Here is a 21,636-nt window from a genome sequence, read left to right as displayed (position 1 = left end):
AAATGCGTCCGCCCCGACGCGTCGTTCGACGGGCCACGCCCGGCAGATTGGTTGACTAAGTTAGTGATTGGACACTAACTTAGCTGTATGGCAAGGATGAGTGCAGAAGAGCGGCGCGAGAGCGTCATCCGGGCAGCGATCACCGAGTTCGCCCGCGGCGGTTACGCCGCCACCTCCACCGAGGCGATCGCCAAGCGTGTGGGTGTCTCGCAGCCGTACCTCTTCCGTCTCTTCCCCAACAAGCAGGCCATGTTCCTCGCCGCCGCCGAGCGCTGCCTCGTGGACACCCGGAAGGTCTTCTCCGACGCGGCCGAAGGCCTTGAGGGCGACGAGGCGCTGCATGCCATGGCCACGGCGTATCAGCGCCTGATCGTCGGCGACCCGGACAAGCTGCTCATGCAGATGCAGGTGTATGCGGCCGTCGCGGCGGCCGAAGCCTCGGGGGATCACGAGTTCGGCGAGTCGGTTCGCGCCGGCTGGCTGCAGATGTGGGACGAGGTCCATCTCGCGCTCGGTGCCGATCTCGGTGAGACGACGACGTTCCTCGCGTACGGCATGCTCGTCAACACCCTGGCCTCGCTCGGTTTCCCGGCCGGTCACCGGATCTGGTCGGGGTTCTACGACTCGGCCAGGCCGATCGCCTGAACAGCGCGACCCGGGTTCTGCCCGGTTTTCTGCCCAGAGAAGTTAGTCATTGATAACTAACCCCCAGGGGGAGCAGTGAACCAGCACACAGCAGGTCGCTCGGGAGCGGTCTGGGCCCTTGTCATCACCAGCGTCGCCGGATTCATGGCGGCCCTCGACAACCTCGTCGTCACCACCGCCCTGCCCTCCATCCGCAAGAGCCTCGGCGGCGAACTGGCGGAGCTCGAATGGACGGTGAACGCATACACCCTCACCTTCGCCGTTCTGCTGATGCTCGGGGCTGCCCTCGGCGACCGGTTCGGCCGGCGCCGGCTCTTCCTCTCCGGACTCACTGTCTTCACCGGCGCCTCCGCCGCGGCAGCACTCTCGCCCGGGATCAACGAACTGATCGCCTTCCGGGCCGTCCAGGGCGTGGGCGCGGCGATCATGATGCCGCTGACGCTCACGCTGCTCACGGCCGCCGTGCCGCCCGCACGCCGCGGTGCCGCGCTCGGCATCTTCAGCGCCGTCACCGGACTGGCCGTGGCCAGCGGACCGCTGATCGGCGGCAGCCTCACCGAGCACCTGTCCTGGCAATGGATCTTCTGGCTGAACGTCCCGATCGGTCTGATCCTGCTGCCGCTGGCGCGGCTGCGGCTGACGGAGTCGCACGCGCCGGACTCACGGCTCGACATACCGGGCACGCTCCTGGTCAGCGCCGGACTCTTCGGTATCGTCTACGGCCTGGTCAACGCCAACGCCGACGGCTGGACCAGCCCCACCGTCCTCACGGCCCTGTTCGCCGGCGCCGCGCTTATCGGCGGGTTCATCCACCACGGCTTTCACGGGAAGAACCCGATGCTCCCCATGCGGCTCTTCCGCAGCCGTGCGTTCTTCGGGATCAACATGGCCGGCCTGCTGATGTTCCTCGGGATGTTCGGGTCGATCTTCCTGCTCAGCCAGTACTTCCAGGGCGTGCTGGGCTACTCGCCCACCGAGGCGGGTCTGCGGATGCTGCCCTGGACCGGAATGCCGATGCTGGTCGCACCCATCGCGGGCACGCTCTCCGACCGGTTCGGCGGCCGCCCCGTGGTCGTGGCCGGGCTCGTTCTCCAGGCGGTCGGCCTCGCACTCTTCGCGGTGGTCATCGGGCCCGACGCCTCGTACTCCTCGCAGCTGCCCGGCCTGATCGTCGGCGGCGTCGGCATGGCCCTGTACTTCGCACCCGCCGCCAGCCTCGTGATGTCCAGCGTCCGCCCCGCCGAACAGGGCATCGCCTCCGGCGCCAACAATGCCCTGCGCGAGGTCGGCGGAGCTCTCGGGGTCGCCGTGCTCGCCACCGTCTTCTCCTCGCAGGGCGGTTACGACTCCGCGCAGTCCTTCACGGACGGGACCGTTCCGGCGGTGTGGACAGGTGCCGGTGTGGTGGCGCTGGCCGCCCTCGTCGCCCTGCTCATCCCGGGCCGCCGCAACGCCTCGGCCCCGGAGCCCGAGGCGGCCGAACAGCGCATCTCCGTTGCCGCCTGAGCCACGGCTCCGCACGTACGGTCCGTGGCCCCGCCCGAGCGGCGGGGCCACGGACCGTACTCTTGTCCCCGTGCAGGAACTCCACGACGCCCCCCTCGCCCCCCTGACCACCTTCCGGCTCGGCGGCCCCGCCGCCCGCCTTCTCACGGCGACGACCGACGCCGAGGTGATCGAAGCCGTGCGCGAGGCCGACGAGAGCGGCACCCCGCTCCTCGTCATCGGAGGCGGCAGCAACCTGGTCATCGGCGACAAGGGCTTCGACGGCACCGCCCTGCGCATCGCGACCGAGGGCTTCGCCCTGGATGGTAGGACGCTGGAACTGGCTGCCGGGGAGGTCTGGACGGACGCCGTCGCCCGCACCGTCGAAGCCGGTCTCGCAGGCATCGAGTGCCTGGCCGGAATTCCGGGCTCCGCGGGGGCGACGCCGATCCAGAACGTGGGCGCCTACGGCCAGGAAGTGTCCTCCACCATCACGGAGGTCGTCGCCTACGACCGGTACACCCGCGAAACGGTCACCATCCCGAACGCCGAGTGCGCGTTCTCGTACCGGCACAGTCGCTTCAAGGCCGAACCCGACCGCTTCGTGGTGCTGCGTGTCCGCTTCGAGCTGGAAGAGGCGGGCGGTCTGTCCGCGCCCCTGAAGTACCCCGAAACTGCCCGCGCCATGGGCGTCGAACAGGGCGAGCGCGTGCCCGCCGCGGCCGCCCGCGAAACGGTGCTCAGGCTCCGCGCCGGCAAGGGCATGGTGCTGGACCCGGAGGACCACGACTCCTGGTCGGCCGGTTCCTTCTTCACCAACCCGATCCTGGAGGAGACGGAGTACGAGGCGTTCCTCGCCCGCGCCAAGGACCGGCTCGGCCCCGAGGTGACGCCCCCCGCCTTCCCCGCGGACGGGGGACGCACCAAGACCTCCGCGGCCTGGCTCATCGACAAGGCCGGTTTCACCAAGGGATACGGCACGGGACCGGCCCGTATCTCCACCAAGCACACCCTCGCGCTCACCAACCGCGGCGGCGCGACCACCGAGGACCTCCTCGCGCTCGCCCGTGAGGTCGTCGCCGGGGTCCATGAGGCATTCGGCGTCACGCTCGTCAACGAACCCGTGACGGTCGGCGTGAGCCTGTAGCAGGCGCGCCGCTCAGTACGCCACGCCCACGCCCTGCTTCACCGCCGCCGGATCGTCGACCAGCGCCAGCATCGCGTGCGCCACGTCGGCCCGCGAGATGGACCGGCCGCTGCGTGGGTTGCTGCCGTAGACCGTGCGGTACGTCCCCGTCAGCGGCCCGTTGGTGAGCTTCGGCGGCCTTACGGACGTCCAGTCCGCCGCGCTGCGGGCCAGCGCGGCCTCCATCAGCGTCAGGTCCGCGTAGACCTCCTTGAGGATCGCCCCGATCGCCTTCAGCATCATCCGGTCCAGCAGCGGGTCGTCCGCGGGCTTCGGCGCGACCGGGGCCGCGCTGACCACCAGCAGCCGCCGTGTCCCCTCGGCCTCCATCGCCCGCAGCACCGACTGGGTGAGCCGCTCGGCGATCCCGTCGGCCTTCCGGCCGCGCGAGCCGAGGCCGGAAAGCACCGCGTCCCGGCCCGCGACCGCCTCGCGCAGCGCCTCCGGATCGTCGATGCGCGCCGCCGTGTGGACCTGTACGTCGGAGAGCGGGACGGGCAGTCGCGCCGGATCGCGGACCACCGCCGTCACTTCATGGCCCGCCGCCACCGCCTGGCGGACGATTTCCCGACCGATGCCGCCCGTCGCACCGAACACCGTGATCCTCATTGCGCACCCTTCCAGGGTGGGTAAGTATTTACTCACCCCTAGAGTCAGCGGATAGCCACCACCTCGTCAAGCTTCATTGGAGTGCACATGGAGCAGAAGCCGGCCCGCGTCCGCATCATCGACGCCGCCCATCAGCTGATGCTCACCATCGGCCTGGCCCGCGCCACCACCAAGGAGATCGCCAGAGCCGCAGGCTGCTCGGAAGCCGCGCTCTACAAGCACTTCCCCAGCAAGGAAGAGCTGTTCGTGGCCGTGCTCAAAGAGCGGCTGCCCAGGCTCAGCCCGCTGCTGAAGCGGCTCATCGCGACCCCTGGGGTGGGGGAGCGCACCATCGAGCAGAACCTCACCGAGATCGCCCGCCAGGCCGCCCTCTTCTACGAACAGAGCTTCCCGATCGCCGCCTCGCTGTACGCCGATCCCAGGCTCAAGGAACGCCACAACGCGGCGATGAGGGAGCTGGGCACCGGCCCGCACATGCCCATCCGCGGCCTGGACGCGTATCTGCGCTCCGAGCAGGCCGCCGGGCGGGTGCGGGCCGACGCGGACACCTATGCGGCCGCGTCGCTGCTCCTGGGGGCCTGCGCGCAGCGGGCGTTCGCCTACGAGGCCACGGAGGGCGGGGGACCGCCGCAGTCCCTCGACGCTTTCGCCGCGTCCGTGGCCAGGACGCTGATACAGGGCGTCGGGGTGTAGGCCGGGGCCGCCCGGCGGCCGGGGGAATTCAATCCCGGACCAGGTTCCTGGCCGTCGGCTTCGACAGCCAGTCATCGATGCCCGCCAGGAGCTCCGTCCGTACCGTGGCCGGCGCTGCGGAGCCGCGTACCGACTGCCTGGCCAGTTCCGCCAGCTCCTCGTCCGTGAACGCGTGGTGGCGCCGTACGAGGTCGTACTGCGCGGCCAGCCGGGAGCCGAAGAGCAGCGGATCGTCCGCACCCAGCGCCATCGGCACCCCGGCTTCGAACAGTTTGCGCAGGGGTACGTCGGCGGGCTTCTCGTAGACGCCCAGCGCCACGTTCGACGCCGGGCACACCTCGCAGGTCACCCCGCGCTCCGCCAGCCTGCGCAGCAGCCGCGGGTCCTCGGCGGCCCGTACGCCGTGCCCGATCCGGGCCGCGTCCAGATCGTCCAGACAGTCCCGCACGCTCGCAGGGCCGGCCAGCTCGCCGCCGTGCGGGGTCGCCAGCAGACCGCCGTCGCGGGCGATGGCGAAGGCCCGGTCGAAGTCCCGGGCCATTCCGCGGCGCTCGTCGTTGGAGAGCCCGAATCCGACGACGCCCCGGTCCACGTACCGCACCGCGAGCCGGGCCAGCGTCCGGGCGTCCAGCGGATGCTTCATCCGGTTCGCCGCGATCACCACCCGGATCGGCAGACCGGTCTCGCGCGACGCGCTGTCCACCGCGTCCAGGATGATCTCGATCGCCGGGATCAGCCCGCCGAGCAGCGGGGCGTACGACGTGGGATCGACCTGGATCTCCAGCCAGCCGGAGCCGTCCGCGACGTCCTCCTGGGCCGTTTCGCGCACGAGCCGCTGGATGTCCTCGGGGGCCCTCAGACAGGATCGGGCGATGTCGTAGAGCCGCTGGAAGCGAAACCATCCGCGCTCGTCCGTGGCCCGCAGCCTGGGCGGCTCGCCGCCGGTCAGGGCCTCCGGCAGATGCACACCGTACTTGTCGGCGAGTTCGAGCAGGGTCGTGGGCCGCATCGACCCGGTGAAATGCAAGTGCAGGTGGGCCTTGGGCAACAGCCGGACGTCACGATCCATGTCCGATCACCTTCTGTAGCTGTTACGCTCCGCACTGTGCCGAAAGGCGTCGGGCAGGGCTTGTCCGTCATGCGGCCCATAGTCGACCACATGAGAAGCCCCCTCTTGCGGGGGGAGGAGTCACTCCAAGATCCTGCCGCAAGGATCTCGGTCCAGGCAGCCGGATTCATCGAACGAGCGCCTGCCTGAACGCATAAGCGGGTCCCCGGCTCGGCCGGGGACCCGCTTATGCGCACTGCGGAGGCGTCAGGCCTTGGCCTCGCCCAGCAGCTTCTGGAGCCGCGAGACGCCCTCGACGAGGTCGTCGTCACCCAGGGCGTACGAGAGCCGGAGGTAGCCCGGCGTGCCGAAGGCCTCGCCCGGTACGACCGCGACCTCGGCCTCGTCCAGGATGAGCGCTGCCAGCTCGACCGCGGTGGCCGGACGCTTGCCGCGGATCTCCTTGCCGAGCAGCTCCTTCACCGAGGGGTACGCGTAGAACGCGCCCTCGGGCTCCGGGCACAGCACGCCGTCGATCTCATTGAGCATCCGGACGATGGTCTGCCGGCGCCGGTCGAAGGCGGTACGCATCTCGGCCACCGCGTCCAGGTTCCCGGAGACGGCGGCCAGCGCTGCGACCTGGGCGACGTTGGAGACGTTGGACGTGGCGTGCGACTGCAGGTTGGTCGCGGCCTTGACGACGTCCTTCGGGCCGACGATCCAGCCCACACGCCAGCCGGTCATCGCGTACGTCTTGGCGACACCGTTGACCACGATGCACTTGTCACGCAGCTCGGGCACGATCGTGGGCAGTGAGGTGAACTTCGCGTCGCCGTAGACCAGGTGCTCGTAGATCTCGTCGGTGAGCACCCACAGGCCGTGCTCGACGGCCCAGCGGCCGATCGCCTCTGCTTCGGCCTCGCTGTACACGGCGCCGGTCGGGTTCGACGGGGAGACGAACAGGACGACCTTCGTACGCTCGGTGCGCGCCGCCTCCAACTGCTCGACGGAGACCCGGTAACCGGTGGTCTCGTCGGCCACGACCTCCACCGGTACACCGCCGGCCAGCCGGATCGACTCGGGGTAGGTGGTCCAGTACGGAGCCGGGACGATGACCTCGTCGCCCGGGTCGAGGATCGCGGCGAACGCCTCGTAGATGGCCTGCTTGCCGCCGTTGGTCACCAGGATCTGGGAGGCGTCGACCTCGTAGCCGGAGTCGCGCAGCGTCTTCTCCGCGATGGCGGCCTTGAGCTCCGGGAGCCCTCCCGCCGGGGTGTAACGGTGGTACTTCGGGTTGCGGCAGGCCTCGACCGCGGCCTCGACGATGTAGCCGGGGGTCGGGAAGTCGGGCTCACCGGCACCGAAGCCGATCACCGGACGGCCGGCGGCCTTGAGGGCCTTGGCCTTGGCGTCGACGGCGAGGGTGGCGGACTCGGAGATTGCACCGATGCGGGCGGAGACCCGGCGCTCGGAGGGAGAAGTTGCAGCGCTCATGGCCCCATGCTCCCAGACCCCGATCCCTGTCGGCGCAGGGGTTTCAGGGACCGGACAGGACTCGGACAGCATGCGGACAACATGCGACCAGGAGTTGTCGAGAGCTATCTGTTCGACGCCGGGCCGCTGAACACGTACACTCACCTGTCGTTGGCCTTCACCAGCCGCACCGTTCCTGCACCCGGAGCATCGGGGAAGATGCGGTAGGTTGGTGGAAACCACAAAGGGTCGTAGCTCAATTGGTAGAGCACTGGTCTCCAAAACCAGCGGTTGGGGGTTCAAGTCCCTCCGGCCCTGCTACACACTCCTTCGCCAGGATGTGTGCGCATGTACGTACTTCAATGCACCGCCGTGCGGCTCCACCGGGCGCGGCACGGCCATGACCCGGAATCAGGTGAGTAGCGTGACGGACGCCGTGGGCTCCATCGACATGCCTGATGCCGAGGATGAAGTACCCGAGTCGAAGAAGAAGACCCGGAAGGGCGGCAAGCGCGGTAAGAAGGGTCCTCTGGGCCGCCTCGCGCTGTTCTACCGCCAGATCGTCGCCGAGTTGCGCAAGGTCGTCTGGCCGACTCGTAATCAGCTGACGACATACACCACAGTGGTGATTGTCTTCGTCGTCGTCATGATTGGTCTGGTGACCGTGATTGACTTCGGATTCCAGCGGGTCATCAAGTACGTCTTCGGCTGATCCCGCGGAGGGCGCCTCATGGGCGCCCCTTTCGCATGTTCCACCCATTTGTATCCAGGAAGAAGCAGCCACCGTGTCTGACCCGAACCTGAACGACGCCGTCGAGCCGACGGCGGGCGCCTTCGAGTCCGCCGAGGACGAGCTCGACATCGTCGAGGGGGCGGACGCCGAGGAGCCGGACCAGGCCGAAGCTGCCGACGCCGCCGCAGGTGAGCCCGCCGAGCAGGCCGCCCTGCACACCGAGGACGACGACGAGGCCGACGAGGCCGACGCCGGTTCCGAGAGCGACGAGAACGACGACGAGCCCGCCGAGGCCGACGAGGAAGCCGGGGAAGAGGCCGAGCCGGCCGCCCCCGTCGACGCCGTCACGGCCCTGCGCGAGGAGCTGCGCGGCCTTCCCGGCGAGTGGTACGTCATCCACACGTACGCCGGTTACGAGAAGCGCGTGAAGGCCAACCTGGAGCAGCGCGCCGTCTCGCTCAACGTCGAGGAGTTCATCTACCAGGCCGAAGTGCCCGAGGAAGAGATCGTCCAGATCAAGAACGGCGAGCGCAAGAACGTCCGCCAGAACAAGCTCCCGGGCTATGTCCTGGTGCGCATGGACCTGACGAACGAGTCCTGGGGCGTCGTTCGTAACACCCCCGGCGTCACCGGCTTCGTGGGCAACGCCTACGACCCGTACCCGCTGACCCTGGACGAGATCGTCAAGATGCTCGCCCCGGAGGCCGAGGAGAAGGCCGCCCGCGAGGCCGCCGAGGCCGAGGGCAAGCCGGTTCCGTCCCGCAAGGTCGAGGTGCAGGTGCTCGACTTCGAGGTGGGCGACTCGGTCACCGTCACCGACGGCCCGTTCGCGACGCTGCAGGCGACGATCAACGAGATCAACGCCGACTCGAAGAAGGTCAAGGGTCTCGTCGAGATCTTCGGCCGCGAGACGCCGGTCGAGCTCAGCTTCGACCAGATCCAGAAGAACTAGCGGCTTCCGCCAGTTTCTGGACACATGCCTACCCAGCAGGTCAGACCGGCTTCACAGCCTGTCTGACCTGCTCGGTTTTTGGTCGCGCAGCTATACCCGTTATCGTTGTGCGGTATGCCTCCATCCGGATGACCGGACGGCGGCGAAACACTCTCACTAGGACCCGGAGAGAGCAATGCCTCCCAAGAAGAAGAAGGTCACGGGGCTTATCAAGCTCCAGATCAACGCCGGTGCGGCCAACCCGGCCCCGCCGGTCGGCCCCGCGCTCGGCCAGCACGGCGTCAACATCATGGAATTCTGCAAGGCCTACAACGCCGCGACCGAGTCGCAGCGTGGCATGGTCGTGCCGGTGGAGATCACGGTCTACGAAGACCGTTCCTTCACCTTCGTCACCAAGACTCCGCCGGCCGCGAAGCTGATCCTCAAGGCCGCGGGCGTGGAGAAGGGCTCCGGCGAGCCGCACAAGACCAAGGTCGCCAAGCTGACGGCTGCCCAGGTCCGTGAGATCGCCACGACGAAGCTCCCCGACCTGAACGCCAACGACCTCGACGCCGCGTCGAAGATCATCGCTGGCACCGCCCGTTCCATGGGCATCACGGTCGAAGGCTGATTCAGCCCCTCACGTCCTCAGTGGTAGGGCCAAGCGCTGGCCCGCACCACGACTCCACACCCTGAAACCACAGGAGTAGAAGTGAAGCGCAGCAAGAACCTCCGCGCTGCGGACGCCAAGATCGACCGGGCGCGCAACTACGCCCCGCTCGAGGCCGTCCGTCTCGCCAAGGAGACCGCCTCCACCAAGTTCGACGGCACCGTCGAGGTTGCGTTCTGCCTGGGTGTTGACCCTCGCAAGGCCGACCAGATGGTCCGTGGCACCGTGAACCTCCCGCACGGCACCGGCAAGACCGCCCGGGTCCTGGTCTTCGCGACCGGTGACCGTGCTGCGGCCGCGGAAGCCGCGGGCGCCGACATCGTCGGCGCCGACGAGCTCATCGACGAGGTGGCGAAGGGTCGTCTGGACTTCGACGCCGTCGTCGCCACCCCGGACCTCATGGGCAAGGTCGGCCGCCTCGGCCGGGTGCTCGGTCCGCGTGGTCTGATGCCGAACCCGAAGACCGGCACCGTCACCCCCGATGTCGCGAAGGCTGTCAACGACATCAAGGGCGGCAAGATCGAGTTCCGCGTCGACAAGCACTCGAACCTGCACTTCATCATCGGCAAGGTCTCGTTCGACGACACCAAGCTGGTGGAGAACTACGCAGCGGCGCTGGAGGAGATCCTCCGTCTGAAGCCGTCCGCCGCCAAGGGCCGCTTCATCAAGAAGGCCACCCTGGCCACCACGATGGGTCCCGGCATCCCGCTGGACGCCAACCGCACCCGCAACCTCCTCGTCGAGGAGGACCCGGCCGCCGTCTGAGCCTCAGCGCTCGGCAGCAAGCCGCGTCACGTGTGACATTGACGGGCCCCGCGACCTTTCGAGGTGCGGGGCCCGTCCTCGTATCCGTATGTAACCGGTGGCTGTGTCAGAGCTGTGCGTTAGCGTGAGGCTTCGAGAGCCGAACGAGGGGTGGAAGCGGACATGAGGACCAGTACCGTGCGACGTCTGAGTCTGTCGATAGCGGTGGCGGCGGCGCTGGCGTCGGTCACGGCCTGCGGGGGATCGGACGGCAGCGGCGACAACCGCGGCAGCGCCGTGGTGAAGGCCGACCCCATCGCCGCGTTGCGCGACGTACAGAAGAAGACCGGTGGGGAGAACTCGGCGAAGGTCGAGGGCACCATCCAGATGGGCACCGCCATGTCCATGAAGCAGAGCGGCACCATCGACTGGACCGACGGTCTCACCGGCACCATGGAGATCACGTACACCGGCGGCAGCGTGGCGGACGCCATGAAGCAGAACGGTGGCAGCGGCACTACGCAGGCCCGCTATTTCAAGGACGGCTGCGTCGTCAACATGGGCGATCCCTTCGCCAAGCAGGTCGGCGGTAAGCACTGGATCAGCTACAACTACGCCGACCTCGCCAAGCGCGCGGGCGCCTCCGGCGAGGCGATGAAGCAGCAGATGCAGAACACCACCCCCGACCAGGGCGTGAAGTCCCTGCTGGCCTCCGGTGACGTGAAGAAGGTCGGCCAGGAGGACGTACGCGGGGTCTCCGCCACGCACTACTCCGGCACCGTCGACGTCGCCGAACTGACCGCGAAGAACTCCGCGCTCGATGCCGACCAGCTCGACCAGCTGAAGAAGCAGCTGAGCGCCGCCGGAATCACCACGGAGAAGGTCGACATCTGGGTCGACGAGAACAACCTGCTGGTCAAGAAGACCGAGCGCGGCCAGATGAAGACCGGCGAGCTCAATTCGACGGTGTACTACAGCGACTACGGCACCGAGGTCTCGGTCGAGAAGCCCCCGGCCGGCGACACGGTCGACTTCACCGATCTTGTGAAGCAGCAGCAGGGGACCGGTTCGGGCACGAACTAAACCTCCCGCACCGCCCGAAGAGGGACGGATTTGCTCGGCGCGACCCCGATCGCGTACTCTCCTACAGAAGCCAAAGACCGCTGGTCGTTGCTGTGCTCTCGCAAGAGGGAACAGTGACCGAAGGATCCGTTGAGTACGGGCGACCTGCGCAGGTGACTGTGGAAAGCTCCCGGACTTCGTTCGGTCGAGCTACGCCCTGGCGCCTGCGCCGGGGCGTTTCGTCTTTCCCGGCCCCTTCTGAGCGGTCCTCATCACCCGGAAGGAGGCCGACGCTCATGGCAAGGCCCGACAAGGCTGCCGCGGTAGCCGAGCTCGCGGACCAGTTCCGCAGCTCGAACGCCGCCGTGCTGACCGAGTACCGGGGTCTCACCGTGGCGCAGCTCAAGACGCTGCGTCGTTCGCTCGGTGAGAACGCCCAGTACGCCGTGGTGAAGAACACGCTGACCAAGATTGCGGCCAACGAGGCCGGGATCACTTCGCTGGACGACCACTTCACTGGTCCGACGGCGGTTGCCTTCATCACCGGTGACCCGGTGGAGTCGGCGAAGGGTCTTCGTGACTTCGCCAAGGAGAACCCGAACCTGATCATCAAGGGCGGTGTCCTTGATGGCAAGGCGCTGTCCGCCGATGAGATCAAGAAGCTTGCGGACCTCGAGTCCCGCGAGGTTCTGCTCGCCAAGCTGGCCGGTGCCTTCAAGGGCAAGCAGTCTCAGGCTGCTCAGCTCTTCCAGGCTCTGCCGTCGAAGTTCGTCCGTACTGCGGAAGCGCTTCGCGCCAAGAAGGCCGAGCAGGGCGGTGCCGAGTAATTCGGCTCGCGCATTGATCGCCGCCCGCTAGGGCGACGGTCGCAGCGGGCCGAACGTACGCCCGCCTACATGTACATCCGGCACCAGCCGAATTAGTGGAAGGACGCCATCATGGCGAAGCTGTCCCAGGACGACCTGCTCGCGCAGTTCGAAGAGATGACCCTCATCGAGCTCTCCGAGTTCGTGAAGGCCTTCGAGGAGAAGTTCGACGTCACCGCCGCCGCCGCGGTCGCCGTTGCCGCCCCGGGTGCCCCCGGTGCCGCCGCTGAGGCCGTCGAGGAGCAGGACGAGTTCGACGTCATCCTCACCGGCGCCGGCGAGAAGAAGATCCAGGTCATCAAGGTCGTGCGTGAGCTGACCTCGCTGGGTCTGAAGGAGGCCAAGGACCTCGTCGACGGCACCCCGAAGCCGGTCCTCGAGAAGGTCGCCAAGGAGGCCGCCGAGAAGGCTGCCGAGTCCCTCAAGGCCGCCGGCGCTTCCGTCGAGGTCAAGTGACTCAGGGAGTCTGCTGACTCCTTCTGACTGCCTGTGCCGCACGGCACGGACGTCAAAACGCGAAGGGCGATCACCCATCCGGGTGGTCGCCCTTCGGCGTACCCGCGGCGGCTGCCTTGCTCTTCCGGCGGCGACGAGTATGGTGATCTTCGCCGTTGCCTCTCGGGGCCGGTCGGCCGGCGCCGAGAGGCGGTCGGGTGAGGACCGCGCGGCGTTGTCCCGGCAGGGGGGCCTTGACGAACCGCACGCAGCGCGCAATTCTCAGGACGCGTCGTCACATCGATCCGAATCCGAGGCATGGATCGTGGGCGAAGCGGGCAGTAAAGAAGAGCGCACAGCGCGCAAGGGCTAGCCATAGGTGTTGAGAACAGCTGTTGAGAGCAACGTGGGTCTCTGAGAACCCCGACTGGACATCAGTGTGCCGTTTGGCTACACTGACCCTTTGCGCTGCCTGTTAGCTGCCTCCTGCCCGTCACCAGGGGCATGCCCACGCTTGAGCACCGATGGCCGATCCTCCCTGACCTGGGATTTCTGTCTCCGTGTCCAACTTGGGACCGGTACGCGCGTAGTGAGTCCGAGCCCTCGGAAGGACCCCCTCTTGGCCGCCTCGCGCAACGCCTCGACCGCGAATACGAACAACGGTGCCAGCACCGCCCCGCTGCGCATCTCCTTTGCAAAGATCAAGGAGCCCCTCGAGGTTCCGAACCTCCTCGCGCTGCAGACCGAGAGCTTTGACTGGCTCCTCGGCAATGCCGCCTGGAAGGCTCGCGTCGAGGCTGCTCTGGACAGTGGACAAGACGTCCCCACCAAGTCCGGCCTGGAGGAAATCTTCGAGGAGATTTCACCGATCGAGGACTTCTCCGGGTCGATGTCGCTTACGTTCCGCGACCACCGCTTCGAGCCCTCGAAGAACTCGATCGACGAATGCAAGGAGCGCGACTTCACGTTCGCCGCCCCGCTCTTCGTCACGGCCGAGTTCACCAACAACGAGACCGGCGAGATCAAGTCCCAGACGGTCTTCATGGGCGACTTCCCGCTCATGACCAACAAGGGCACCTTCGTCATCAACGGCACCGAGCGTGTCGTTGTGTCGCAGCTGGTCCGCTCGCCGGGTGTCTACTTCGACTCCTCCATCGACAAGACGTCCGACAAGGACATCTTCTCCGCCAAGATCATCCCGTCCCGGGGTGCCTGGCTGGAGATGGAGATCGACAAGCGCGACATGGTCGGTGTCCGCATCGACCGCAAGCGCAAGCAGTCCGTGACCGTTCTCCTGAAGGCTCTCGGTTGGACCACCGAGCAGATCCTCGAGGAGTTCGGCGAGTACGAGTCCATGCGCGCCACTCTGGAGAAGGACCACACCCAGGGCCAGGACGACGCGCTGCTCGACATCTACCGCAAGCTCCGCCCGGGCGAGCCGCCCACGCGCGAGGCTGCTCAGACGCTGCTCGAGAACCTCTACTTCAACCCGAAGCGCTACGACCTCGCGAAGGTCGGCCGCTACAAGGTGAACAAGAAGCTCGGCGCGGACGAGCCGCTGGACGCCGGCGTTCTCACCACCGACGACGTCATCGCGACCATCAAGTACCTGGTCAAGCTGCACGCCGGTGAGACCGAGACGGTCGGCGAGTCCGGTCGTTCGATCGTCGTCGAGACCGACGACATCGACCACTTCGGCAACCGTCGTCTGCGTAACGTCGGCGAGCTCATCCAGAACCAGGTCCGTACGGGTCTGGCCCGTATGGAGCGCGTCGTGCGTGAGCGCATGACGACCCAGGACGTCGAGGCGATCACGCCGCAGACCCTGATCAACATCCGGCCGGTCGTCGCCTCCATCAAGGAGTTCTTCGGTACCAGCCAGCTGTCCCAGTTCATGGACCAGAACAACCCGCTGTCGGGTCTGACGCACAAGCGTCGTCTCTCGGCTCTGGGTCCCGGTGGTCTGTCCCGTGAGCGGGCCGGCTTCGAGGTCCGTGACGTGCACCCGTCCCACTACGGACGCATGTGCCCGATCGAGACCCCTGAAGGCCCGAACATCGGTCTGATCGGTTCGCTCGCCTCGTACGGCCGCGTCAACGCGTTCGGCTTCATCGAGACGCCGTACCGCAAGGTCGTCGACGGCCAGGTCACCGACGAGGTCGACTACATCACGGCCGATGAGGAAGACCGCTACGTCATCGCTCAGGCGAACGCGACCCTCTCCGAGGAACTGCGTTTCGTCGAGCCCCGCGTCCTGGTCCGCCGCCGTGGCGGCGAGGTCGACTACGTGCCCGGCGCGGACGTCGACTACATGGACGTCTCGCCGCGCCAGATGGTGTCCGTCGCCACCGCGATGATCCCCTTCCTGGAGCACGACGACGCCAACCGTGCCCTCATGGGCGCGAACATGATGCGCCAGGCGGTGCCGCTCATCAAGTCGGAGGCCCCGCTCGTCGGCACCGGCATGGAGTACCGCTGCGCCACCGACGCCGGTGACGTGCTGAAGGCCGAGAAGGACGGTGTGGTCCAGGAGGTCTCCGCGGACTACATCACCGTGACCAACGACGACGGCACGTACACCACGTACCGCATCGCCAAGTTCATGCGCTCCAACCAGGGCACCTCGGTCAACCAGAAGGTTGTCGTCTCCGAGGGCGACCGGGTCGTCGCCGACCAGGTCCTCGCCGACGGTCCGGCCACCGAGAACGGTGAGATGGCCCTCGGCAAGAACCTGCTCGTGGCGTTCATGCCGTGGGAGGGTCACAACTACGAGGACGCGATCATCCTGTCGCAGCGCCTCGTGCAGGACGACGTCCTCTCCTCGATCCACATCGAGGAGCACGAGGTCGACGCCCGTGACACCAAGCTCGGCCCGGAGGAGATCACCCGGGACATCCCGAACGTCTCCGAAGAGGTCCTCGCCGACCTCGACGAGCGCGGCATCATCCGTATCGGTGCCGAGGTCGTCGCCGGTGACATCCTCGTCGGCAAGGTCACGCCCAAGGGTGAGACCGAGCTGACCCCCGAGGAGCGTCTGCTCCGCGCGATCTTCGGTGAGAAGGCGCGCGAGGTGCGCGACACCTCGCTGAAGGTGCCGCACGGTGAGATCGGCAAGGTCATCGGCGTCCGCGTCTTCGACCGCGAAGAGGGCGACGAGCTGCCGCCGGGCGTGAACCAGCTGGTCCGCGTCTACGTCGCGCAGAAGCGCAAGATCACCGATGGTGACAAGCTCGCCGGCCGTCACGGCAACAAGGGCGTCATCTCGAAGATTCTCCCGATCGAGGACATGCCGTTCCTGGAGGACGGCACCCCGGTCGACATCATCCTCAACCCGCTGGGTGTCCCGTCCCGAATGAACCCGGGACAGGTCCTGGAGATCCACCTCGGCTGGCTCGCCAGCCGCGGCTGGGACGTCTCCGGCCTCGGTGACGAGTGGGCCAAGCGCCTGCAGGCCATCGGCGCCGACCAGGTCGCCCCCGGCACCAATGTCGCCACGCCCGTCTTCGACGGTGCGCGCGAGGACGAGATCTCCGGTCTCTTCGAGGCCACGATCCCGAACCGCGACGGCGACCGCCTGGTGCAGCCCTCCGGCAAGGCCAACCTGTTCGACGGCCGCTCCGGCGAGCCGTTCCCGGACCCGGTCTCGGTCGGCTACATGTACATCCTGAAGCTGCACCACCTCGTCGACGACAAGCTGCACGCTCGTTCGACGGGCCCGTACTCCATGATCACCCAGCAGCCGCTGGGTGGTAAGGCTCAGTTCGGTGGACAGCGATTCGGTGAGATGGAGGTGTGGGCCCTTGAGGCTTACGGTGCCGCATACGCCCTCCAGGAGCTCCTGACGATCAAGTCCGACGATGTGACCGGCCGCGTGAAGGTCTACGAGGCCATCGTCAAGGGCGAGAACATCCCCGAGCCGGGCATCCCTGAGTCCTTCAAGGTGCTCATCAAGGAAATGCAGTCGCTCTGCCTCAATGTGGAGGTGCTGTCCTCGGACGGCATGTCCATCGAGATGCGCGACACGGACGAGGACGTCTTCCGCGCGGCGGAGGAGCTCGGTATCGACCTGTCCCGGCGCGAGCCGAGCAGCGTCGAAGAGGTCTGACGGGTTGGCCGGCCGGATCCCAGTGATCCGGCCGGCTCTCCCCGGACCCGTTCAGACCATTGCTGAAGTGCCCCGATTTCTCGCCTGACGCGAGGGGGCTCGAACCCCCGAAAGAGGGATTGACGACAAGTGCTCGACGTCAACTTCTTCGACGAGCTGCGGATCGGCCTTGCCACCGCGGACGACATCCGGACCTGGTCCCACGGCGAAGTGAAGAAGCCGGAGACCATCAACTACCGCACGCTCAAGCCCGAAAAGGACGGACTCTTCTGCGAGAAGATCTTCGGTCCGACCCGGGACTGGGAGTGCTACTGCGGCAAGTACAAGCGTGTCCGCTTCAAGGGCATCATCTGTGAGCGCTGTGGCGTCGAGGTCACGCGCGCCAAGGTGCGTCGTGAGCGCATGGGTCACATCGAGCTTGCCGCTCCCGTCACCCACATCTGGTACTTCAAGGGCGTCCCGTCGCGCCTGGGCTACCTCCTCGACCTCGCGCCGAAGGACCTGGAAAAGGTCATCTACTTCGCCGCGTACATGATCACGTTCGTGGACGAGGAGCGCCGTACGCGCGACCTGCCCTCGCTGGAGGCGCACGTCTCCGTCGAGCGTCAGCAGATCGAGAACCGTCGCGACGCCGACCTGGAAGCCCGCGCCAAGAAGCTCGAGACCGACCTGGCCGAGCTGGAGGCCGAGGGCGCCAAGGCCGACGTGCGCCGCAAGGTGCGCGAAGGTGCCGAGCGTGAGATGAAGCAGCTGCGCGACCGTGCGCAGCGCGAGATCGACCGTCTCGACGAGGTGTGGAGCCGCTTCAAGAACCTCAAGGTCCAGGACCTGGAGGGCGACGAGCTGCTCTACCGCGAGCTGCGTGACCGCTTCGGCACGTACTTCGACGGCTGCATGGGTGCCGCTGCTCTGCAGAAGCGCCTGGAGTCGTTCGACCTCGACGAGGAGGCCGAGCGCCTCCGCGAGATCATCCGTACCGGCAAGGGCCAGAAGAAGACCCGTGCGCTCAAGCGCCTCAAGGTCGTCTCCGCGTTCCTGCAGACCAGCAACAAGCCCAAGGGCATGGTGCTCGACTGCGTGCCGGTCATCCCGCCGGACCTGCGTCCGATGGTGCAGCTGGACGGTGGCCGCTTCGCGACCTCCGACCTGAACGACCTGTACCGCCGTGTGATCAACCGCAACAACCGCCTCAAGCGTCTCCTTGACCTCGGCGCCCCCGAGATCATCGTGAACAACGAGAAGCGGATGCTGCAGGAGGCCGTCGACGCGCTGTTCGACAACGGCCGCCGCGGTCGCCCGGTCACCGGTCCCGGTAACCGCCCGCTCAAGTCCCTCAGCGACATGCTGAAGGGTAAGCAGGGTCGTTTCCGTCAGAACCTTCTCGGTAAGCGTGTGGACTACTCCGCGCGTTCCGTGATCGTCGTCGGTCCGCAGCTGAAGCTGCACCAGTGCGGTCTGCCCAAGGCCATGGCTCTGGAGCTCTTCAAGCCGTTCGTGATGAAGCGTCTGGTCGACCTGAACCACGCGCAGAACATCAAGTCGGCGAAGCGCATGGTCGAGCGTGGCCGCACCGTGGTGTACGACGTCCTCGAAGAGGTCATCGCCGAGCACCCGGTGCTGCTGAACCGTGCACCGACCCTGCACCGCCTCGGCATCCAGGCCTTCGAGCCGCAGCTTGTCGAGGGCAAGGCCATCCAGATCCACCCGCTCGTCTGCACCGCGTTCAACGCGGACTTCGACGGTGACCAGATGGCCGTGCACCTGCCGCTCTCCGCGGAGGCGCAGGCCGAGGCCCGCATTCTGATGCTGTCCTCGAACAACATCCTGAAGCCGGCCGACGGTCGTCCCGTCACCATGCCGACCCAGGACATGGTGCTGGGCCTGTTCTTCCTCACCACGGACGAGGAGGAGCGCAAGGTCATCGGCCAGGGCCGTTCCTTCGGTTCCACGGCCGAGGCGATCATGGCCTTCGACGCCCGCGAGCTGTCGCTCCAGGCGAAGGTCGACATCCGCTTCCCGGTGGGCACCATCCCGCCGCGTGGCTGGGTGCCGCCGGTCGCCGAGGAGGGCGAGCAGGAGTACCAGCAGGGCGACACGTTCCGGCTGCGTACGTCCCTGGGCCGCGCGCTCTTCAACGAGCTGCTGCCCGAGGACTACCCGTTCGTCGACTACTCCGTCGGCAAGAAGCAGCTCTCCGAGATCGTCAACGACCTCGCCGAGCGCTACCCCAAGGTCATCGTGGCGGCGACGCTCGACAACCTGAAGGCGGCGGGCTTCTACTGGGCGACCCGCTCCGGTGTCACCGTGGCCATCTCCGACGTCGTGGTCCCCGAGGCCAAGAAGGCGATCGTCGCCGGCTACGAGGCGCAGGACGAGAAGGTTCAGAAGCAGTACGAGCGCGGTCTGATCACCAAGGACGAGCGCACGCAGGAGCTCATCGCGATCTGGACCAAGGCGACCAACGAGGTTGCCGAGGCGATGAACGCGAACTTCCCCAAGACGAACCCCATCTTCATGATGGTTGACTCGGGTGCCCGAGGAAACATGATGCAGATGCGTCAGATCGCCGGTATGCGTGGTCTGGTGTCCAACGCCAAGAACGAGACGATCCCGCGTCCCATCAAGGCGTCCTTCCGTGAGGGCCTCACCGTTCTGGAGTACTTCATCTCCACGCACGGTGCCCGTAAGGGCCTGGCGGACACCGCCCTGCGTACCGCCGACTCGGGTTACCTGACCCGTCGTCTGGTGGATGTCTCGCAGGACGTGATCATTCGCGAGGAGGACTGTGGCACCGACCGCGGCCTCAAGCTGAAGATCGCCGTCAAGGGTGCGGACGGTGTGCTCCGGAAGACGGAGGACGTCGAGACCTCGGTCTACGCCCGCATGCTCGCCGAGGACGTCGTCGTCGACGGCAAGGTCATCGCGCCTGCCAACGTCGACCTCGGTGACGTCCTGATCGACGCCCTGGTGGGCGCCGGCGTCGAGGAGGTCAAGACCCGTTCGGTCCTGACCTGTGAGTCCGCGGTCGGCACCTGTGCCTTCTGCTACGGACGCTCGCTCGCCACCGGCAAGCTGGTCGACATCGGTGAGGCGGTCGGCATCATCGCCGCCCAGTCCATCGGTGAGCCCGGTACCCAGCTGACGATGCGTACCTTCCACACCGGTGGTGTGGCCGGTGACGACATCACCCAGGGTCTGCCCCGAGTCGTCGAGCTCTTCGAAGCCCGTACGCCCAAGGGTGTCGCCCCGATCTCGGAGTCCGCGGGCCGGGTCCGGATCGAGGAGACCGAGAAGACCAAGAAGCTCGTGGTCACGCCGGACGACGGAAGCGACGAGATCCCCTTCCCGATCTCGAAGCGCGCCCGTCTGCTCGTGGGCGAGGGCGACCACGTCGAGGTGGGCCAGAAGCTCACCGTGGGTGCAACCAACCCGCACGACGTGCTGCGGATCCTCGGTCAGCGCGCGGTCCAGGTCCACCTGGTCGGCGAAGTCCAGAAGGTCTACAACTCGCAGGGTGTGTCGATCCACGACAAGCACATCGAGATCATCATCCGGCAGATGCTGCGCCGCGTGACGATCATCGAGTCCGGCGACGCGGAGCTGCTGCCGGGCGAGCTCGTCGAGCGCTCGAAGTTCGAGACCGAGAACCGTCGTGTGGTCACCGAGGGCGGTCACCCCGCCTCCGGCCGTCCGCAGCTGATGGGTATCACGAAGGCCTCGCTCGCCACCGAGTCGTGGCTGTCGGCGGCGTCCTTCCAGGAGACGACCAGGGTTCTGACCGACGCGGCGATCAACGCCAAGTCGGACTCCCTGATCGGCCTCAAGGAGAACGTCATCATCGGTAAGCTCATCCCGGCCGGTACGGGTCTGTCCCGCTACCGCAACATCCGGGTCGAGCCGACCGAGGAAGCCAAGGCCGCGATGTACTCGGCCGTCGGCTACGACGACATCGACTACTCGCCGTTCGGCACGGGCTCCGGCCAGGCCGTTCCGCTGGAGGACTACGACTACGGTCCGTACAACCAGTAAGCGAGTCGCTTGATCGACCGGAGGGCGGTCATCCCGTTGCGAGCGGGGTGGCCGCCCTTCGGCGTGTGCACTGGTTCGGGTGAAGCCACGGTGCGCGTGGGGCCGCCCAAGGTAGAGTCCGGCCTTGGCCAATGGGCTTGACGGTCGGAACATGGGGGCGGGCTTGGAGACAGCGCGTGTCTTCTTCGGAGTCACGGCGGCGTTATCGGTGCCGTGGGGAACGGGCTGGCAGCGGACTCGTCCGTGGCTGACTGTCTCCTTCGTGGCCGTGTACGGCGTGTACTCCATCGCTCCGTACGCGCACCAGGCGAAACCCTGGTCGGCCATCGTCGCCGCTGTTCTGCTCGCCTGCGGATCGGTCCTGCTATATCGCTCGGCTGCGACGCCGTCGCCCGGCTTCTCGTTTACGCTTCCCCTGACTATGGGTTCCTCGCCAGCAACGAGACGCACAGGGGCGGCCTTGCTGTCCGTCGCCGTGCTGCTGTCGTTGTGGGCGGCAGGCGGGACAACAATCGTCTTGGGCCGTGATTTGTTGCACAGCGACCGAGTGGCGATCTTTCTGTCGGCTCTTTTCCTTGCGGTGTTCGGTGGCGGATCTCTGGCCAAGGCGGCCACGGCCCCGGTCTGCGCCGAAGTCGAGTCGATGCCGGACGGGCCGGAAAAGACCAGGGCTCTGGATTTCATGAGCGGCAGCAAGAACATCGGGTTGCTGGAGCGTGGACTTCTCTTCGCCTTCATCGCCGCCGGCCAGCCCGAAGCGGCGGCTCTGGTCCTGGCGGCCAAGTCACTGGCACGCGTACCGACGAACGACCACGGCAAGCACGCCTCGGAATACTTCCTCATCGGTACGCTGGCCAGTGTCATCGCGTCCCTGGCGATGGGTATGGCTGCTCGCTCCGCGGTTGGGCTGCCTGTCCTGTAG

The 21,636-nt window shown here is 67.0% G+C and carries 17 protein-coding genes and 1 tRNA gene; 15 read left to right on the top strand and 3 right to left on the bottom strand.

The window, feature by feature from the left end:
• Positions 1 to 96: 96 nt before the first annotated feature.
• From OG953_RS17845 to OG953_RS17835, 3 genes are all read left to right on the top strand, one after another.
• Complete coding sequence (locus OG953_RS17845) at positions 97 to 645, top strand: TetR/AcrR family transcriptional regulator (RefSeq protein ID WP_405685334.1); 549 nt, start codon at positions 97 to 99, stop codon at positions 643 to 645.
• Positions 646 to 720: 75 nt separating this feature from the next.
• A complete protein-coding gene (locus tag OG953_RS17840) occupies positions 721 to 2,151 on the top strand; it encodes an MFS transporter (RefSeq protein ID WP_405685333.1) in 1,431 nt (476 codons plus the stop codon).
• A gap of 70 nt (positions 2,152 to 2,221) precedes the next feature.
• Complete coding sequence (locus OG953_RS17835; protein ID WP_405685332.1) at positions 2,222 to 3,277, top strand: UDP-N-acetylmuramate dehydrogenase; 1,056 nt, start codon at positions 2,222 to 2,224, stop codon at positions 3,275 to 3,277.
• A 12-nt stretch (positions 3,278 to 3,289) separates the two neighbouring features.
• Here the strand turns inward: OG953_RS17835 and OG953_RS17830 are convergent, their stop codons facing one another.
• Positions 3,290 to 3,925, bottom strand: coding sequence for an NAD(P)-dependent oxidoreductase (locus OG953_RS17830; RefSeq protein WP_405685330.1), 636 nt, complete (start codon positions 3,923 to 3,925; stop codon positions 3,290 to 3,292).
• Between the two features lie 87 nt (positions 3,926 to 4,012).
• Between OG953_RS17830 and OG953_RS17825 the strand changes: the two genes are divergently transcribed.
• Entirely contained in the window at positions 4,013 to 4,618 is a 606-nt protein-coding gene (locus OG953_RS17825; RefSeq protein ID WP_405685328.1) for a TetR/AcrR family transcriptional regulator, read from the top strand.
• A gap of 28 nt (positions 4,619 to 4,646) precedes the next feature.
• On the opposite strand, the gene OG953_RS17820 is transcribed toward OG953_RS17825, so the two are convergent.
• Complete coding sequence (locus OG953_RS17820) at positions 4,647 to 5,687, bottom strand: adenosine deaminase (RefSeq protein WP_405685327.1); 1,041 nt, start codon at positions 5,685 to 5,687, stop codon at positions 4,647 to 4,649.
• Positions 5,688 to 5,933: 246 nt separating this feature from the next.
• Positions 5,934 to 7,160 (bottom strand): pyridoxal phosphate-dependent aminotransferase, encoded by a 1,227-nt coding sequence (locus OG953_RS17815; RefSeq protein WP_405685326.1) that lies wholly within the window; start codon positions 7,158 to 7,160, stop codon positions 5,934 to 5,936.
• A 224-nt stretch (positions 7,161 to 7,384) separates the two neighbouring features.
• Here OG953_RS17815 and OG953_RS17810 point away from each other — a divergent pair.
• The 11 genes from OG953_RS17810 (at position 7,385) to OG953_RS17760 (ending at position 21,636) form a co-directional block, all read left to right on the top strand.
• Positions 7,385 to 7,457, top strand: a tRNA-Trp gene (locus OG953_RS17810).
• A 106-nt stretch (positions 7,458 to 7,563) separates the two neighbouring features.
• Complete coding sequence (gene secE / locus OG953_RS17805) at positions 7,564 to 7,851, top strand: preprotein translocase subunit SecE (RefSeq protein ID WP_219567765.1); 288 nt, start codon at positions 7,564 to 7,566, stop codon at positions 7,849 to 7,851.
• Positions 7,852 to 7,924: 73 nt separating this feature from the next.
• Entirely contained in the window at positions 7,925 to 8,824 is a 900-nt protein-coding gene (gene nusG / locus OG953_RS17800; protein ID WP_405685324.1) for a transcription termination/antitermination protein NusG, read from the top strand.
• Between the two features lie 175 nt (positions 8,825 to 8,999).
• Positions 9,000 to 9,434: a 50S ribosomal protein L11 gene (rplK, locus tag OG953_RS17795; RefSeq protein WP_006126872.1), complete on the top strand. Its 435-nt coding sequence runs from the start codon at positions 9,000 to 9,002 to the stop codon at positions 9,432 to 9,434.
• A gap of 81 nt (positions 9,435 to 9,515) precedes the next feature.
• Complete coding sequence (rplA, locus tag OG953_RS17790) at positions 9,516 to 10,238, top strand: 50S ribosomal protein L1 (RefSeq protein ID WP_405685322.1); 723 nt, start codon at positions 9,516 to 9,518, stop codon at positions 10,236 to 10,238.
• A gap of 162 nt (positions 10,239 to 10,400) precedes the next feature.
• Positions 10,401 to 11,300, top strand: coding sequence for a hypothetical protein (locus OG953_RS17785; protein ID WP_405685321.1), 900 nt, complete (start codon positions 10,401 to 10,403; stop codon positions 11,298 to 11,300).
• A gap of 275 nt (positions 11,301 to 11,575) precedes the next feature.
• A complete protein-coding gene (gene rplJ, locus OG953_RS17780) occupies positions 11,576 to 12,106 on the top strand; it encodes a 50S ribosomal protein L10 (protein ID WP_405685319.1) in 531 nt (176 codons plus the stop codon).
• Positions 12,107 to 12,217: 111 nt separating this feature from the next.
• Positions 12,218 to 12,601, top strand: a complete 384-nt coding sequence (gene rplL / locus OG953_RS17775) for a 50S ribosomal protein L7/L12 (protein ID WP_093897231.1) — start codon at positions 12,218 to 12,220, stop codon at positions 12,599 to 12,601.
• 598 nt (positions 12,602 to 13,199) lie between these two features.
• Positions 13,200 to 16,685 (top strand): DNA-directed RNA polymerase subunit beta, encoded by a 3,486-nt coding sequence (rpoB, locus tag OG953_RS17770; protein ID WP_405685317.1) that lies wholly within the window; start codon positions 13,200 to 13,202, stop codon positions 16,683 to 16,685.
• 129 nt (positions 16,686 to 16,814) lie between these two features.
• A complete protein-coding gene (locus tag OG953_RS17765; RefSeq protein WP_405685315.1) occupies positions 16,815 to 20,714 on the top strand; it encodes a DNA-directed RNA polymerase subunit beta' in 3,900 nt (1,299 codons plus the stop codon).
• Positions 20,715 to 20,976: 262 nt separating this feature from the next.
• Positions 20,977 to 21,636 carry a hypothetical protein gene (locus OG953_RS17760; RefSeq protein WP_405685313.1) on the top strand — a complete coding sequence of 220 codons (660 nt, stop codon included), beginning with the start codon at positions 20,977 to 20,979 and terminating at the stop codon, positions 21,634 to 21,636.

This window comes from Streptomyces sp. NBC_00057, assembly GCF_045041165.1.
Lineage (GTDB): Bacteria > Actinomycetota > Actinomycetes > Streptomycetales > Streptomycetaceae > Streptomyces.
This window is presented reverse-complemented; position numbering and strand designations above follow the sequence as displayed.